The organism is Actinomadura sp. SCN-SB (assembly GCF_043906805.1).
Lineage (GTDB): Bacteria > Actinomycetota > Actinomycetes > Streptosporangiales > Streptosporangiaceae > Spirillospora.
The window spans coordinates 163,677-177,455 of sequence record NZ_JBIMPP010000006.1 but is presented as its reverse complement, the minus strand read 5'-3'; the positions used below and the strand labels follow the sequence as shown (position 1 = coordinate 177,455).

The following is a 13,779-nucleotide window of genomic DNA, read 5'->3' as shown; positions in this document are numbered from 1 at the left end:
TCCCCCGTCGCGTGCGGCCCTGCCTAGTGGAGCATCCGCGCGCATGGTCATGGCCGGAACGAATCGATCACATTGTTCATGGTCGGCCGGTAGTCGTTCCACCGAGACTCCGGAACCGCCACAAAGACCGCGTAAGTGCGCCCCCCGGCGCGTACTCCGCGATCTATCCCATGCTTGCCGTTCCAGGTGAACTCGATGTCGGCGGCACGGTACACGGTCCCGCCGGCTGCTACCCCGGTGCTGACGAGGTCGATCCGCCGGTAGCCGGGGAGCACGTTCTTGGCGATCACCTGCCGTTCCCACTCCTGCCAGTGGTGGTACGGATCTCCGTCCCACGGGGTTCGATCGACCTGGATGTAGGCGCCGGTGGCGGGGTCGGTCCAGAAGGTGCTGGCGCCCTGCTCCCGCCGCGTCCAGCCTTCCGGAACACCGATCGTGAAGCCTCCCGGGCCGGTCACGTGACGGAGCCCTGCGGGCAGGGACGGCGTATCGTCGGTCGGCGCGCCGCCGGTCGGCGTGCTCGCCGGGGTGGGGGCGGAGTCCGCCGGCTGCGCGGAGACGCCGGTCTGGGTTTGGGCCTGCGCAGGCTGGGTCTGCGTTCCCCGGGCGCCGTCGCCGCCCGTGCCCTGCTTCCCGTCCGGCCAGAACAGGACCGCGGCGGCGCCCACGATGACAAGTGCGGTCAGCGCGCCCGCCAGGATCGGCAGCAGGACGCCCTTCTTGCCGCCGGCAGACGAGGGCGTAACCGGCGCACCGATAAGGCCGGGCGGCCCAGGCGGGTCCGGAAGGGGCAAGGGCATGGACGCCGGCATGCCGAGCGTGCGGCCCTCGTTCCCCGACGCGATCGCGCCGAGCATCTCCTCCGCCTGCTCGGCCGTGAGCCGCCGCACGGGATCGCGCTCCAGCAACCCGTACAGGACGGGCGTCAGCTCCCCCGCGTTCCGGGGCGGGTCCGGGTCCTGCGTCATGATGGCGGCGAGCACGGCCATGGTGTCGCCGCGATGGTGCGGCGGCCTGCCCTCGCACGCCGCGTACAGTGTCGCGCCCAGCGCCCACAGGTCGGACGCGGGTATCGCGCCATCGCCCCGCACCCGCTCGGGCGACATGTACGCGGGCGAGCCGACGAGCAGTCCCGTCTTGGTGAGGGTGGCGTCACCGGCGACCTGCGCGATGCCGAAGTCGGTGAGGACCGCGCGGCCCTCGCCGGTGATGAGCACGTTCGCGGGCTTCACGTCGCGGTGGAGGATGCCGATCGCGTGCGCCGCCCGCAGCGCGGCCACGACCTGCCGTCCGATCTCCGCCGCACGCGCGGGCGGCAGCGGCCCGTCGGCGTCCACGACCTCCTGTAACGACCGGGCCCGGACCAGCTCCATGACGATCCACGGCCGGTCGTCCTCGTCCACGACGTCGTGGACGGTGACCACGCCGGGATGGTTGAGCCGCGCCGACGCCCGCGCCTCGCGCAGCGTCCGCTTGTGCCGGTCCTCGCGTTCGCGGTCGCTGAGCTCGGGGCGCGGCAGCACCTCCTTGACGGCCACCTCGCGGTCGAGCATCTCGTCCCTGGCGCGCCAGACGATCCCCATGCCGCCCCGCCCGACCTGGGACAGCAGCCGGTACCGTCCGGCGATCCGCCGCCCGTCGGTGTCGGGGACGGTGGAGCCGGGCTCAGTCATCCTTCGGCTCGAAGTGCTCGTAGACCGGGGCCATCTCGCTCAGCGTCCTGGACCAGTCCTTGTCGGGGGCGACCAGGACGATGGCGTAGCCGGTGTCCTTCATGACGAAGCCGCGGTTGAGCGCGTGCAGCCGGCCGGACCTGCCGTCGTAGGTCCACTCCCAGTCCGCGGCCTTCTCGCCGTCCTTGTCGTCGACCGGCTCGCCCTCGACGACCGGCGCGATCTTGATCAGCCGGTAGCCGGGGAACCGGCCGCGCGCGGAGGGCTCGTAGCGGCGCCAGTCGCCGATGGCGCTGTCGCTGGGCTTGTCGGTCTGGTCGACCTGGATGTAGCCCTCGCCGTCCGGCGGCTCGAAGAACACGCTGGACGGGGACGAGCCGCGCTTGCTCGGGCCCTTCCAGTCCTTCGGGATCGCGATCGAGAAGCCGGTGGGATCCTTGTGCAGGCGGAAGCCGGCGGGTATGCCGTCGTTCCCGCGCTCGGCTCTCGACCGGGCCGAACTGGGCCTCGCCGACGTGGTGCCGCCCGGCGAGGCGGTGCCGGCGCGCGTCTGGGCGGGGCTGCCGTCATCATCGTCCCTGGTCAGGAGGATCAGGGCGACGGCCGCCAGGAGCACCAGCACGACCACGCCGATGACCAGCGCGTTGCGGTTGCCGGCCGGACCGGGCCCGCCGACGCCGCGCGCGGGCTCCGTGGGCGGGCCCGGGCGCCAGGCCAGCACGCTGGGAAGGCGGCCGCGCGACCGCGACGTGGGATCGGTGTCGCCGGTGCGCTCGGGGTCGCCGAGCGAGACGGGCGGCGCCTCCGACCGCGTCAGGCCCGCGTGCGGATACGCCTCGTCCCGCACGGTCGCGTCGGCCGGGCCCTGAAGCTGCGGTGGCACCTCGATCGCCAGCGTGCGCTGGCTGTCGATCGTCTGCTGCCTCACCAGGTCGTCGAGCAGCGCCCCGGCCTCGATGGCGTCCATCCGCCGGTCGGGGTCCTTGCGCAGCAGCCCGCGGATCACCGGGGCGAGCGGGCCGGCGTTCTCGGGCGGGTCGGGGTCCTCGGAGATGACGGCGACCAGCGCGGCCATCGGCTCGGAACGTTCGAAGGGTGACTTGCCGTGCGTCATCGCGTAGAGCGTGACGCCCAGGGACCACAGGTCGGAGGCGGGCCCGGCGGTGCGGCCGCGTGCGCGTTCGGGGGCGATGTACGCGGGCGAGCCCATGACCAGCCCGGTCTGGGTGAGGGTGGCGTCGCCGGCCGCGATGGCGATGCCGAAGTCGGTGAGCACCGCGCGGTCGCCGCGGGTCAGCAGCACGTTGCTGGGCTTGACGTCGCGGTGCAGCACGCCGGCCTCGTGCGCGGCGTGCAGCGCGGCCAGCATCTGCCGGCCGATCTCGGCGGCCCGCTTCGGATCCAGCGGGCCCTCCTGCTTGATGACCTGGTCGAGCGAGCGGGCCTGGATCAGCTCCATGATGATCCAGGGCCGGCCGTCCTCCTCGACCACGTCGTACACGGTGACCACGCCGGGGTGGCCGAGGCGCGCGGCCGTGCGCGCCTCACGGAACGTGCGCTTGTGGTGGACGGCGCGCTCCTCATCGGTGAGACCATGCGGCAGGATGACCTCTTTCACCGCGACGTCTCGACCGAGGACCTCATCGTGTGCCTGCCAGACCGTGCCCATACCGCCGCGGCCGACCTGTCTCACCAGTCGGTAGCGGTGGGCGAGCAACCGCTCCCCGGTGGTCTCATTTGGCATATCCGCGACCATATCGACTTTTGCTGACAACCTTGGGACCGACGTCGACCGGGGACGCCCGCCATACGACATCATCCCCCTGCGGGCACGACCCCTACCCGTACGACGCCCACCGTGTCGCGGAGGTTCGCGTGCGAACGCCGCCGGAACGCAGAAGATCAGGAACGTGGAGGACGTGACACCCGGTACAGCGAGCAGGCCGCCCGCCCCCGGAGGCGGCCTCACCGGCGGCTGGCGCAGCCTGATCCAGGCGATGCCCGCGGTCTTCTTCTGGTACACCCGGCTGTCGGGCGTCCTGTCGATCCTGGCCTGGCTGTCGTCCGACCTGATCCTGCGCGTCGCCGACATCTGGGCGCTGCGCTGGATCTACTACCTGGGCTTCACCGCGAGCGTGCCGTTCGGCCTGCTGCTGATCCTGCTGTCGATGGGGGTGCGGCGGCGCAAGAAGGCGGCCTGGCGAATCCTGGTGCTGCTGTTCGGGCTGTACTCGGCCACGTCCACGACGCTGCTGGTCGCGCTGATCCTCGACCCTGACGAGCCCACGCCGATCGGCGAGTGCATCACCACCGCCGTGTTCCTCGCGGTGCTGTGCCTGCTGGTCGCGGCGCGCGGCGAGTTCACCACGCTGCCCGACCGGGCCAACCGGCGGGTCGCCGCGATGGTGTTCGCCGGTCTGGTGGTGGTCAGCGGCGGCGTCGGAACGGTCCTGGTCACCCTCACCGACCAGGACCCGTCCGGCGGATTCTGGGCCGATCCCTGGTACGTGGCGGCGCAGACGATCCTGGGCGCCGGCGTCACCGGCGAGCCGATCGGCGTGCGCGTGCCCGGCTGGGTCGACACCATCATCGGCGTGCTCGGCACCGGGCTCCTGATCGTCACGTTCTGGGCGCTGTTCCGTCCCGGGCGGCGGGACGCGGTGCTGGAGCCGGACGAGGAGATCGCGGCGCGCACGCTCCTCGCCGAGTACGGCGACCAGGACTCCCTCGGCTACTTCGCGCTGCGCCGCGACAAGGACGTCATCGTCGCGCCCAACGGCAAGGCGGCCATCGCCTACCGGGTGGAAGGTTCGGTCTCGCTGGCCAGCGGCGATCCGCTGGGCGACCCCGAGTCATGGGACCAGGCGATCGAGGCGTGGCTCGGCGAGTGCCGCGCGCACGCCTGGATCCCCGGCGCGGTCAGCGTCGGCGAACGCGCCGCGCGCATCTACCGCAGGCACGGGTTCGACGCGCTGGAACTCGGCGACGAGGCCATCCTCGACCTGTCCGACTTCAACCTCGACGGACGAGAGATGCGGCAGGTCAGGCAGGCCGTGCGGCGGGTGGAGCGGGCCGGTTACACCGTACGGGTCAGACGGCACGCGCAGATCCCCGGATGGGAGATGGCCACGCTGATCCGCAGCGCGGACGCCTGGCGCGGCGAGGCCGCCGAACGCGGCTTCTCCATGGCGCTGGGCCGTCTCGGCGACCCCACCGACGGCCGCTGCGTGATGGTGGAGGCGTTCGACTCGCGCGGTGAGCTGCGGGGGATGCTGAGCTTCGTCCCGTGGGGACGTACCGGCCTGTCGCTGGACCTGATGCGGCGCGACCGGGCGGCCGAGAACGGGCTCAACGAGTTCATGGTGGCGAAACTGGCGGAGAAGGCCGCCACCATCGGCGCGCAGAAACTGTCGCTGAACTTCGCGATGCTCCGCTCGTCGTTCGAACGCGGCTCGCAGATCGGCGCGGGACCGGTGGCGCGGCTCTACTACCGCCTGCTGTCGTTCGCGTCGCGGTTCTGGCAGTTGGAGTCCCTCTACCTGGCGAACGCCAAGTACAACCCCGACTGGCGGCCCCGGTTCATCTGCTACCAGCAGAACCGCGACATCCTCCGCCTCGGCCTCGCCTACGCGCGCGCCGAGGGCTTCCTGCCGAACCTCAACCGTCCCAAGCTCGACCGTGCGGCACGGCTCGTCCCGTCCTCGGACCTGGTGCGCAGGTTCGAGGAGATCGAGCGGGAGGCCGAGTCGAGGCGGGCGCCGCAGCGGCGGCTGTCGGAGCAGGAACGGGTCAGGCACGCCAAGCTCGCGGAGATCCGCGCGGCCGGGATGGACCCGTACCCGCTCGGCTTCGACCGCACCGACGACGCCGCGGGCGTCCGCGAACGGTTCGCCGGTCTGGCGCCCGGCGCCCACACCGGTGAGCGCGCCGCCGTCGCCGGGCGTGTCGTGCTGGCCCGCGAGCACGGCCGTCTGGTCTTCGTGACGTTGCGGGACGAGACCGGCGACCTCCAGGTCATGCTGACCGCCGACGTGCTCGGCACCGAGTCCCTGCGGCGCTGGAAGAGGCTCGTCGACCTCGGCGACCAGGTCGGCGTGACCGGCGAGATCGTCGCGTCCAAGACCGGTGAGCTGTCGGTGCTGGCCGCGTCCTGGACGCTGACGTCCAAGTGCCTGCGCCCGCTGCCCAACAAGAGGACCGGCCTCGCCGACCCCGAGGCGCGCGTGCGGCAGCGGTACGTCGACTACATCGTCAACGACGAGGCGCGGCGGATGCTGCGGATGCGCGGCGACGCCATCGCCGCCGTCCGCGAGTGCCTGCGCGACCGCGGCTACCTTGAGGTCGAGACGCCGATGCTCCAGCCGATCCACGGCGGGGCCGCGGCGCGCCCGTTCACCACCCGCATGAACGCCTACAACCTTCAGCTCTACCTGCGGATCGCGCCGGAGCTCTACCTCAAGCGGCTGCTGGTCGGCGGCATCGGCAAGGTCTTCGAGCTGAACCGCAACTTCCGCAACGAAGGCGTCTCCCCCAAGCACAACCCCGAGTTCACGATGCTGGAGGCGTACGAGCCGTACGGCGACTACGACACCATGGCCGTCCTCACCCGCGACCTGGTGACGGCCGCGGCACGGGCGGCGCTCGGCACCACGGTGGTCGTCCGCGACGGCGTCGAGTACGACCTGGCCGAGCCGTGGCGTGAGATCACCGTGTACGGATCGGTGTCGGACGCGCTCGGCGAGGAGGTGACGCCCGCCACCGAACCCGGTGCCATCCGCGGGATGGCGGAACGCGCCGGTGTCGCCACCGACCCCGGCTGGAGCGGGGGACGCCTCATCCAGGAACTGTTCGAGGCGCTGGTCGAGGACGGCATCACGGCGCCCACGTTCGTCCGCGACTACCCGGCGGAGACCTCGCCGCTCACCCGCCCGCACCGCGCCGACCCCCGGCTGGCCGAGAAGTGGGACCTCATCGTGTTCGGTCTGGAACTGGGCACCGCGTACTCCGAGCTCATCGACCCGATCCTGCAACGGGAACGCCTCACCGAGCAGTCCCTGCAAGCGGCGGGCGGCGACCCCGAGGCCATGGAACTGGACGAGGACTTCCTGCGCGCGCTGGAGTACGCCATGCCACCCGCGGGCGGGATGGGCATGGGCATCGACCGCCTGCTCATCACGCTCACCGGCCGCGGCATCAGGGAGACCGTCCCGTTCCCCCTCGTACGCCCCGGCCAATAGGCCAACAGGAGGCAGGCGTTAGAGGAAGGGGCGCGGACCTGGCCGGTAGCCGTGCGAGGCGAGCCATTGCCGGGCCCGCCCGCGCTGCGCGTCCTCGTCCGGCTCACCCTGCCGCTCACCCTGCGGCACGAACGTCAGCCAGCGCTCCGCGTCGTATGCCTCGGATCCGGCGTCGAACTCCGGGCCTGGTTCGTCGATGTCGCCCGTCCGCAGGTCCACCACCTGAACACCCTCGGACGGGTCGGCCGCTAACCGGGCGCCCAGCACACCCAGGTCGACGGGTACCTCCACCAACCCGGTGTGCGTTCCGTCCAGGGCGGCGACCAGTTCGGCGGCCAACTCCGCGTCGCCGTCGCGCCCGCGTTTCGTCAACTCCTCGACGCACCGCCGCGCGACCGGCTCCGCCCCTGCGATCCCCTCCCCCAGCGCCGCGATCAGAACGTCCCCCGCGAGTTGCAGAACCGGCGACGCCGGGCGCTCGGCCAGCAGATCCAGCCCGGCACGTCCATCCCGCCGGTTCACGGCGACACGCAACCGCCTCAGCGCGTCCCCGTCCCAATCGACCACACGTCCTATATACAGAAGCCGACCGACACCTGTGGCGATGTCATGGAATCCCGGTGCCGCGATGCGATTCCAGTGCGTAGCGGACGCGGGCGCTGACCAGAAGGGCCTCGTCCTCGGGGCAGCCCAGGAGCCTGCTCACCACTTCGACCAGTTGGTCGTCGCTGAGGTCGGGTTCGCGTTCGGCCACCTGCCCCACCAGGGCGGCCAGTTCCTCGCGTTTGTAGGTGACGATGGAGCGCCCCTGCTGGAGGGATCCCGATGGCGAGGGCGCCTGTTCGGGTTCGGGCTCGGGTGCGGGTTCCGGCTCGGGCGGTGGAGGTTGCCTTGGCCGGGTCTCGTTGGTGAAGCGGGCCAGCAGGATCTCGAAGAGGGTGGCGGTGGGGGTGACGATACCGGCCAGGTCTCGGGGCGGGGTCGTGAACAGCTCGGTGCCGGGCGCCGGGAGCGCGGGGCCGCCGTGACCGACGAGGATGGTGCGCGGGGCGTACCAGAGCAGGAACAGCGCCTCCGCGCCCGCGCTGTGCTCCCCGTCCACGATGACCACGTCGAACGCGTCCGAAGTGGGCGGAAGAACGTCCGGGATGCGCCAGAGGGGGACGATCCACACCGGCACTATCTCGGTGGGTTCGGTGGAGGCGCGGTTGATGCGCGCCAGGCATTCGCCCCATGCCTGCGCGGCGGCCAGGCGCGCACTGGCTTCGCGCAGGCGTTCACCCGCGTTCTCCATCTCCGCGCGCAGGCGTAGTTCGGTGGCGGAGCGGGGCAGTTCGGCAAGGCCGGCCATGGCGCGCGCCCAGGCCCATGCCTCTTCCCAGCGTTCCAGGCGTGCGGGCCAGGCGGGCTCACCGGCGGTCGCCACGAGGAGGTCGGCGAGTTCGGGGTGGGCTGCGCGCAGGCGGGCCAGCAGTTGGTCGCAGCGTGCTTGGAGTGCGCGCTCGTGCCGTGCCTCGGCCAGGCCGCGCAGGGCGCGGGCGTAGGCGTCGGCGTCGCGGGCATCGATCGCGGCGAGGGCGGCGTCCAGTTCGGGTGGGGCGTCATCAGCACCGGCGACCGCGTCACGGAGAGCGGTGATGTCGGCCGTTGCGCGTCCCGCGCCGATGCCGAGCAGGGCGCTCTCCAAGGCGGTCACGTATCCGTGCCATTGGACGGGATGGGTGAGCTGGATGCCGAGCCCGGCACGGCCGAGCAGTTCGGCGGTCTCGTTGATGGCGGGCAGGACGTCCCGGATGCGGCTGAGGCGGGCGTGCGCGCGTGCGAAGCGGGCGACCCTGTCCGCCAAGGGGACGTCCGCGGGGAACGACACTCCTGCGGCTTCCCACACGTACTGCAGTTCGCGGCACGCGATCAGCACCATGAGGTGAGTGAACAGGATGTCGAGCTGCTCGGCCGTGACGGGCGGCCCGCCGTCGACGGTGATGCCCTGCAACAGGGGCTCGGTCTGGCGCTGGGTGGCGGACCGCAGCGGCCCGCGCTTCAGCGTCCCGCCGTCCGCGAGGAACCGACGGAGCTGCTGCGCGGCGCCCGCGACCTTGCGGAGGTTCGGTTCGCCCGGTGGCAGCACGACCCGGTGCCCGGCGAGCGACCGCATGGCGCGCTCGGCCCATCCGGCGCGGGACGTCATCTCCGCGACCCGCTCCCAGACGGCCGGGCGGCGCCGGGCGAGCGCGTCCCCGAACGCGCGCACGGCGTGGTCCGCCTGGTCCCAGCCGCCCGGATGCCCGTCGAGGCCGAGCTCGCGCAGCGCGGCGCCCATGGCGCCGGCGCAGCCGTCGAGGCGGGCGAGCAGGCGCGGGTCGCAGCGGCGCAACCGGCGGGAGAGGGTGGTCTCGGCGCGTTCGGCGCGGGCGTTGGCGGTCGCCTCCGCCTCGATCAGCGTCCGCAGGTACGGCGGGGTCGGCAGGGTGGCCGGGTCCACGTCCCGCTGGGCCGTGCGGGCACGGCGGGACGGTGTCGCCGTGGCCAGGAGGCGGACCAGCTCGGCGGCCTCGACACCGGAAATCGGGGGCCGTTCGGGCAGCCCGTGCCGTGGCGGCAGCCAGCCGTGGTCGGCGGCCTCGGCGCGCAGCCGCAGGTCCAGGTCGGAGCGGCCGCCTCCGTACCCGGAGCCGAGATCGTGGGAGCCGGCGCCCTCGGCGTCGCGCAGCCGGTCGGCGAGCCCGGCGGCCGTCTCCCGCGCGCGGGACTCGCGTGCCGCGAGATCGTCCACGTGCTGCGCGTGCCCGTAGGCGTCGTGGTCGGCGGCCCGCGCGAGCAGCCCGGCCACGACGCGGTCGGGGTCGCCCGCCTCGCCCGCCGGTTCGGCGTCGGTGACGGCCGCGCACAGCCCCGCGATGCCCTCCGGCAGGGTGGCGTGCAGCTCGCGCGCCGCGGCGCCGTCCGGGACGGCGACCAGCACCCGGCGGCCCCGGGCGAGCATCCCGCCGATCATGTCGGCGATCGTCGCCGGACCGCTCTCCGCGACGTGCAGGAGAGGTGAGCGCGGCCCGGGTTCGAGGAAGGCCGCGACGCCTCCCGGCGGCGGCCCGTCCCCGAGACGGGCCAGCAGGGTCTCGTAGTGGCCCGCCACGGCGGCGCGTCCCGGCGCCCGCAGCACGAGCGCGGGCGCCAGCCTCAGTTGCGGGACGGACGGCGCGGGCGCGTCCGGCGGGACCGGCGCCCAGTCCTCGCGGAAGGCGACCGTCTCGCCACGGCCGCCGAACGCGGCCGAGCACCATTTGCGCAGGACGTCCGACACGGAGGGCCGCAGTCCGATCGCCTGTCCCGACCGGACGGCGTCCCACACCCAGTCGGCGCGGTCGGCGCTGTATCCGGGCAAAGCCGCGGGCAGCGGCCGGTCCCTGGGCGCGGCGGGCCCGGCGAGCACCACGTCCACGCGGCCGGACCGTTCGTCCACCACGATCCGGACGGGGGCGGACAGCAGGTGGTCGCGGACGGGACGGCCGCCGGCGGGACGCCACGTCAGCAGGCCCGTGACCAGCGACACCTCGGCGCCGTGCGCGGCCGCCCGGCCGGCCATGCCGCGCAGCGTGCGGTACCAGTGCCGCATCGCGAGCCAGCCGTCGAACTCCTCCAGCACCGCGGGCGGCGTCAGCGGGATCACCGGGACGCTGAACAGCGCGTCGCCGGGACCCGCGTCGGTCTCCACGTAGACCTCGCCGGGCAGGTCGGCCAGCCAGTGCACCTCGTCGGCGGCGGCGCGCTCGCGGTCGGTCTCGCGGCGCGCCGCGGCCAGGTCGCGCAGGTACCCGAGGAGCGCCCGTGCCCCGTCGAGCCCTGGGGCCACCTCAGGCACAGCGGCTCCCCTCCGACGACTCACGAGAAACGCACCGGGTCACCAGCACGATCTAACACCGTGCGGACCCGCCGTCCAAGGGGCTCGGGGCGCGCGGCGTCAGCGCGAGTGCGCCGGGTGGCGTTCCTCGTTCGGAAGCATGATCCATAGGACGATGTAGACCACGAACTGCGGTCCGGGCAGCAGGCAGGAGAGCAACGCCAGCATCCGGACGGTCCAGGGCGCCATCCCGAACCGCCGGGCGAGCGCGGCGCACACGCCGGCGATGACCCGCCCCTCGCGGGGGCGGTAGATTCCGTTCATGGTGAGGTCTCCCCGATCGCGTTCCTGGATTCATCACCCACGGTAGAAACCGGAAAAACGCACCGGATCGCCCTCGGGACCGGTCTTGGTCCCCTACTCGCGGATTAGGGGAGCTCCCTTAGGGGTTCCGGCCGCCTCAGCCGCCGGCGCCCTTGTTGTGCGCGGCGATCAGGGCGGGCAGGCCCGCGAGGTCGTCCAGGACGAACGTGGCGCTCGCCGGCACCCCTTCCTCCTCCTGGATCACGCCCCAGGGACCGCGCCGCAGGAACGCCGCCTGCATGCCGAAATCGAGCGGCGCGCGCACGTCGTTGTCGATGCGGTCGCCCACGTAGAGGATCTCGCCGGGCGGGCGGCCCGCCAGTTCGGCGCAGCGGGCGAAGAACTCCGGGGAGGGCTTCTCCACGCCCCACACCTCGGAGATTCCGACCGCGTCCGCGTCCAGGTCCAGCGCGGCGAGCCGCGCCCCGGCCTCCAGCGGCTGGTTGCCCGCGATGCCGATGAACAGGCCCTGGTCGCGCAGGCCCGCCAGGCAGTCCCGGACGTCCGGGTAGAGGTCGGACGGGCCGAAGCCGTTCGGCACGCCCGCCTCGGCCCGCCGCCTCTCCTCCACCGCCAGGTCGAACCCGGGACGGAAGTACTCCAGCGCGTCCCGGTTGGTGCCGCCGCGCGCCAGGACCGCGCCCAGCTTGGCCAGGAAGGTGTGCCGGGGGACGCCCAGCCAGTCCGCCCACCGGCCGTAGATCTCACCCTCGTTGATCAGGGTCTCGCCGATGTCGAGGAAGACCGCGCGGATCGGGCCCCGCGGCGCCCCCGCGCCCTCCGTGCCCTCGGCGTTCTCCGTGCCCGCCGTCATCCGAGGTCGACCGACTCGCCGGGCGTGAGCCGGCGGAACTCCTTGCCCAGTTCCTCGCCCGCGGCCTCGACATGCTTGGTCATCACGCCCAGGCCGTTGTCGTTCAGCAGCCCGTCGTGGACCACGAACGCCCGTTCGGGACGCACCTCCCGGGTGTACTGGTACAGCTCGGGGACCTTCATCCACGGCGCGTTGCCGGGCAGGCACAGCGTCCGGACGGGCTCGGACGGCACGGTCAGCGCGTCGCCCGGGTGGAACACCTCGCCGTCGATCAGGAAGCCGGTGTTGGGGATCGGCGGCACGTCCGGGTGCAGGATCTCGTGGGACTCCCCGTAGACGTGCACGTCGAACCCGGCGACGGTGAAGGTGTCCTCGTGCCCGACCTCGTGCACCCGCCCGCCCAGGTCGGCCAGGGTCTGGGCGACGACGCGCGAGGTCCACACCTCCAGCGCCGGGTTCTCCGCCATCGCCTTGCGGATCCGGTCGGGGACGAAGTGGTCGACGTGCTCGTGCGTGATCAGGACGGCGTCCGCCCCGGCCAACGGCTCGTCCTCCTCGGGGGTGAACGCTCCGGGGTCGATGACCAGGGTCCGATCGTCCTTCTGCAGCCGCACGCAGGCGTGTCCGAGCTTGGTCAGTCGCATCCCTCGATCTTTTCACGCCGGGCATTGACCGCCACCCGGGGCATTGATAGAACACGTTCTACTTCGCTGTCCGGGGGCGGACACCCCCCGACCCGGCGGCACGAGGGAGCCGGCATGCCCGTACCCGACCAGCGCGATCCGGAGATCACCCTGCGCGGCCTGGCGGGCTGGCTGGACGGGCGGTTGCCCGGCGCTCGCATCCCCGCCCTGGAGACCCCGGCGACCAGCGGCTTCTCCAACGAGACGCTGATGTTCGAGGCGAACTGGACCGACCCGGAAGACGGCGCGGACCGCCACGGCACCTATGTCGCCAGGGTCGCCCCCGTCCGGTATCAGGTCTTCCCCGAGCCGCGCTTCGAGGAGCAGTACCGGCTGATGCGGATCCTGGATGAGCGCACCGACATCCCGGTCCCGCCCATCCTCTGGTACGAGGCGTCCTCGGAGCCGCTCGGCGCCCCGTTCTTCGTGATGGAGCATGTCGAGGGCCGCGTTCCCACGGACATGCCCCCGTACCACACCGACGGCTGGGTGACGGAGGTGCCGCCGGAGGAACGGGCCGCGATGTGGTGGTCCGCCCTGGAGATCCTCGCCCGCGTCCACAGGCTCGACCCCGTCGCCCTGGGCCTGGGTTTCCTCGACCAGCCTTCTTGGGGCCCGACCGGGCTGCCGCAGCGCCTCGCCTACTACGAGCACTTCATGCACTGGGGGTACAACGGGCCGCAGGACGTGGCGGCGCAAGCGCTCACCTGGCTCAAGGCCAACCTGCCGGAGGAACCCGATCCGCCGGTCCTGCTGTGGGGCGACTCGCGCATCGGCAACGTCATCTTCCAGGACGGCGTGCCCAAGGCGGTCCTGGACTGGGAGATGGCGGTGCTGGGCGCGCCCGAGGAGGACCTGGCCTGGTTCATGTTCCTCGACCGCCACCACAGCGAGGGCATGGGCGTGCCCAGGCTCACGGGGTTCCCCTCCTACGAGGAGACGATCGCGCGGTACGAGGAGCTGCTGGGGCGGCCGATGCGCGACCTCGCCTACTACGAGATCCTGTCCGGCTTCAAGTTCTCCGTGATCATGGCCCGGATCGGGCAGGCGATGATCGATTTCGGCTGGATCGAACCCGGCGACCCCTTCCCCCACGACAACAACTGCACCCGCCTGCTGGCCACGATCCTGTGATCGGGCACGAGCCCGGGGCGTCCGGTGCCGTCCCCGG

9 protein-coding genes are annotated in these 13,779 nt (G+C 72.6%); 2 read left to right on the top strand and 7 right to left on the bottom strand.

What is annotated here, in order from left to right:
• Positions 1-47 precede the first annotated feature (47 nt).
• Positions 48-1,673 (bottom strand): serine/threonine-protein kinase, encoded by a 1,626-nt coding sequence (locus ACGWYJ_RS06225; protein ID WP_395104599.1) that lies wholly within the window; start codon positions 1,671-1,673, stop codon positions 48-50.
• Complete coding sequence (locus tag ACGWYJ_RS06220; protein WP_395104598.1) at positions 1,666-3,417, bottom strand: protein kinase; 1,752 nt, start codon at positions 3,415-3,417, stop codon at positions 1,666-1,668. The genes ACGWYJ_RS06225 and ACGWYJ_RS06220 overlap by 8 nt, the downstream gene beginning before the upstream one ends.
• 253 nt (positions 3,418-3,670) lie before the next feature.
• Here ACGWYJ_RS06220 and lysX point away from each other — a divergent pair, with 253 nt between their 5' ends.
• A complete protein-coding gene (lysX, locus tag ACGWYJ_RS06215) occupies positions 3,671-6,910 on the top strand; it encodes a bifunctional lysylphosphatidylglycerol synthetase/lysine--tRNA ligase LysX (protein ID WP_395104625.1) in 3,240 nt (1,079 codons plus the stop codon).
• 18 nt (positions 6,911-6,928) lie between these two features.
• On the opposite strand, the gene ACGWYJ_RS06210 is transcribed toward lysX, so the two are convergent.
• From ACGWYJ_RS06210 to ACGWYJ_RS06190, 5 genes are all read right to left on the bottom strand, one after another.
• Complete coding sequence (locus tag ACGWYJ_RS06210) at positions 6,929-7,432, bottom strand: hypothetical protein (RefSeq protein ID WP_395104597.1); 504 nt, start codon at positions 7,430-7,432, stop codon at positions 6,929-6,931.
• 85 nt (positions 7,433-7,517) lie between these two features.
• Positions 7,518-10,769, bottom strand: a complete 3,252-nt coding sequence (locus tag ACGWYJ_RS06205; RefSeq protein WP_395104596.1) for a hypothetical protein — start codon at positions 10,767-10,769, stop codon at positions 7,518-7,520.
• A gap of 99 nt (positions 10,770-10,868) precedes the next feature.
• Positions 10,869-11,072: a PspC domain-containing protein gene (locus ACGWYJ_RS06200; protein WP_395104595.1), complete on the bottom strand. Its 204-nt coding sequence runs from the start codon at positions 11,070-11,072 to the stop codon at positions 10,869-10,871.
• Between the two features lie 136 nt (positions 11,073-11,208).
• Positions 11,209-11,925, bottom strand: coding sequence for an HAD family hydrolase (locus ACGWYJ_RS06195; protein WP_395104594.1), 717 nt, complete (start codon positions 11,923-11,925; stop codon positions 11,209-11,211).
• On the bottom strand, positions 11,922-12,569 hold the full coding sequence (locus tag ACGWYJ_RS06190) for an MBL fold metallo-hydrolase (RefSeq protein ID WP_395104593.1): 648 nt from the start codon (positions 12,567-12,569) through the stop codon (positions 11,922-11,924). Before ACGWYJ_RS06190 ends, ACGWYJ_RS06195 begins: the two co-directional genes overlap by 4 nt.
• Before the next feature lie 114 nt (positions 12,570-12,683).
• Between ACGWYJ_RS06190 and ACGWYJ_RS06185 the strand changes: the two genes are divergently transcribed.
• Positions 12,684-13,742 carry a phosphotransferase family protein gene (locus ACGWYJ_RS06185; RefSeq protein ID WP_395104592.1) on the top strand — a complete coding sequence of 353 codons (1,059 nt, stop codon included), beginning with the start codon at positions 12,684-12,686 and terminating at the stop codon, positions 13,740-13,742.
• Positions 13,743-13,779: the final 37 nt, after the last annotated feature.

What these genes read in the sequence shown, in the direction of transcription:
- ACGWYJ_RS06220 (WP_395104598.1), bottom strand. Translation starts at nt 3,417, where the DNA reads ATGCCAAATGAGACCACCGGGGAGCGGTTGCTCGCCCACCGCTACCGA.
- lysX (WP_395104625.1), top strand. Translation starts at nt 3,671, where the DNA reads ATGCCCGCGGTCTTCTTCTGGTACACCCGGCTGTCGGGCGTCCTGTCG.
- ACGWYJ_RS06185 (WP_395104592.1), top strand. Translation starts at nt 12,684, where the DNA reads ATGCCCGTACCCGACCAGCGCGATCCGGAGATCACCCTGCGCGGCCTG.
- ACGWYJ_RS06190 (WP_395104593.1), bottom strand. Translation starts at nt 12,569, where the DNA reads ATGCGACTGACCAAGCTCGGACACGCCTGCGTGCGGCTGCAGAAGGAC.
- ACGWYJ_RS06195 (WP_395104594.1), bottom strand. Translation starts at nt 11,925, where the DNA reads ATGACGGCGGGCACGGAGAACGCCGAGGGCACGGAGGGCGCGGGGGCG.
- ACGWYJ_RS06225 (WP_395104599.1), bottom strand. Translation starts at nt 1,673, where the DNA reads ATGACTGAGCCCGGCTCCACCGTCCCCGACACCGACGGGCGGCGGATC.
- ACGWYJ_RS06200 (WP_395104595.1), bottom strand. Translation starts at nt 11,072, where the DNA reads ATGAACGGAATCTACCGCCCCCGCGAGGGGCGGGTCATCGCCGGCGTG.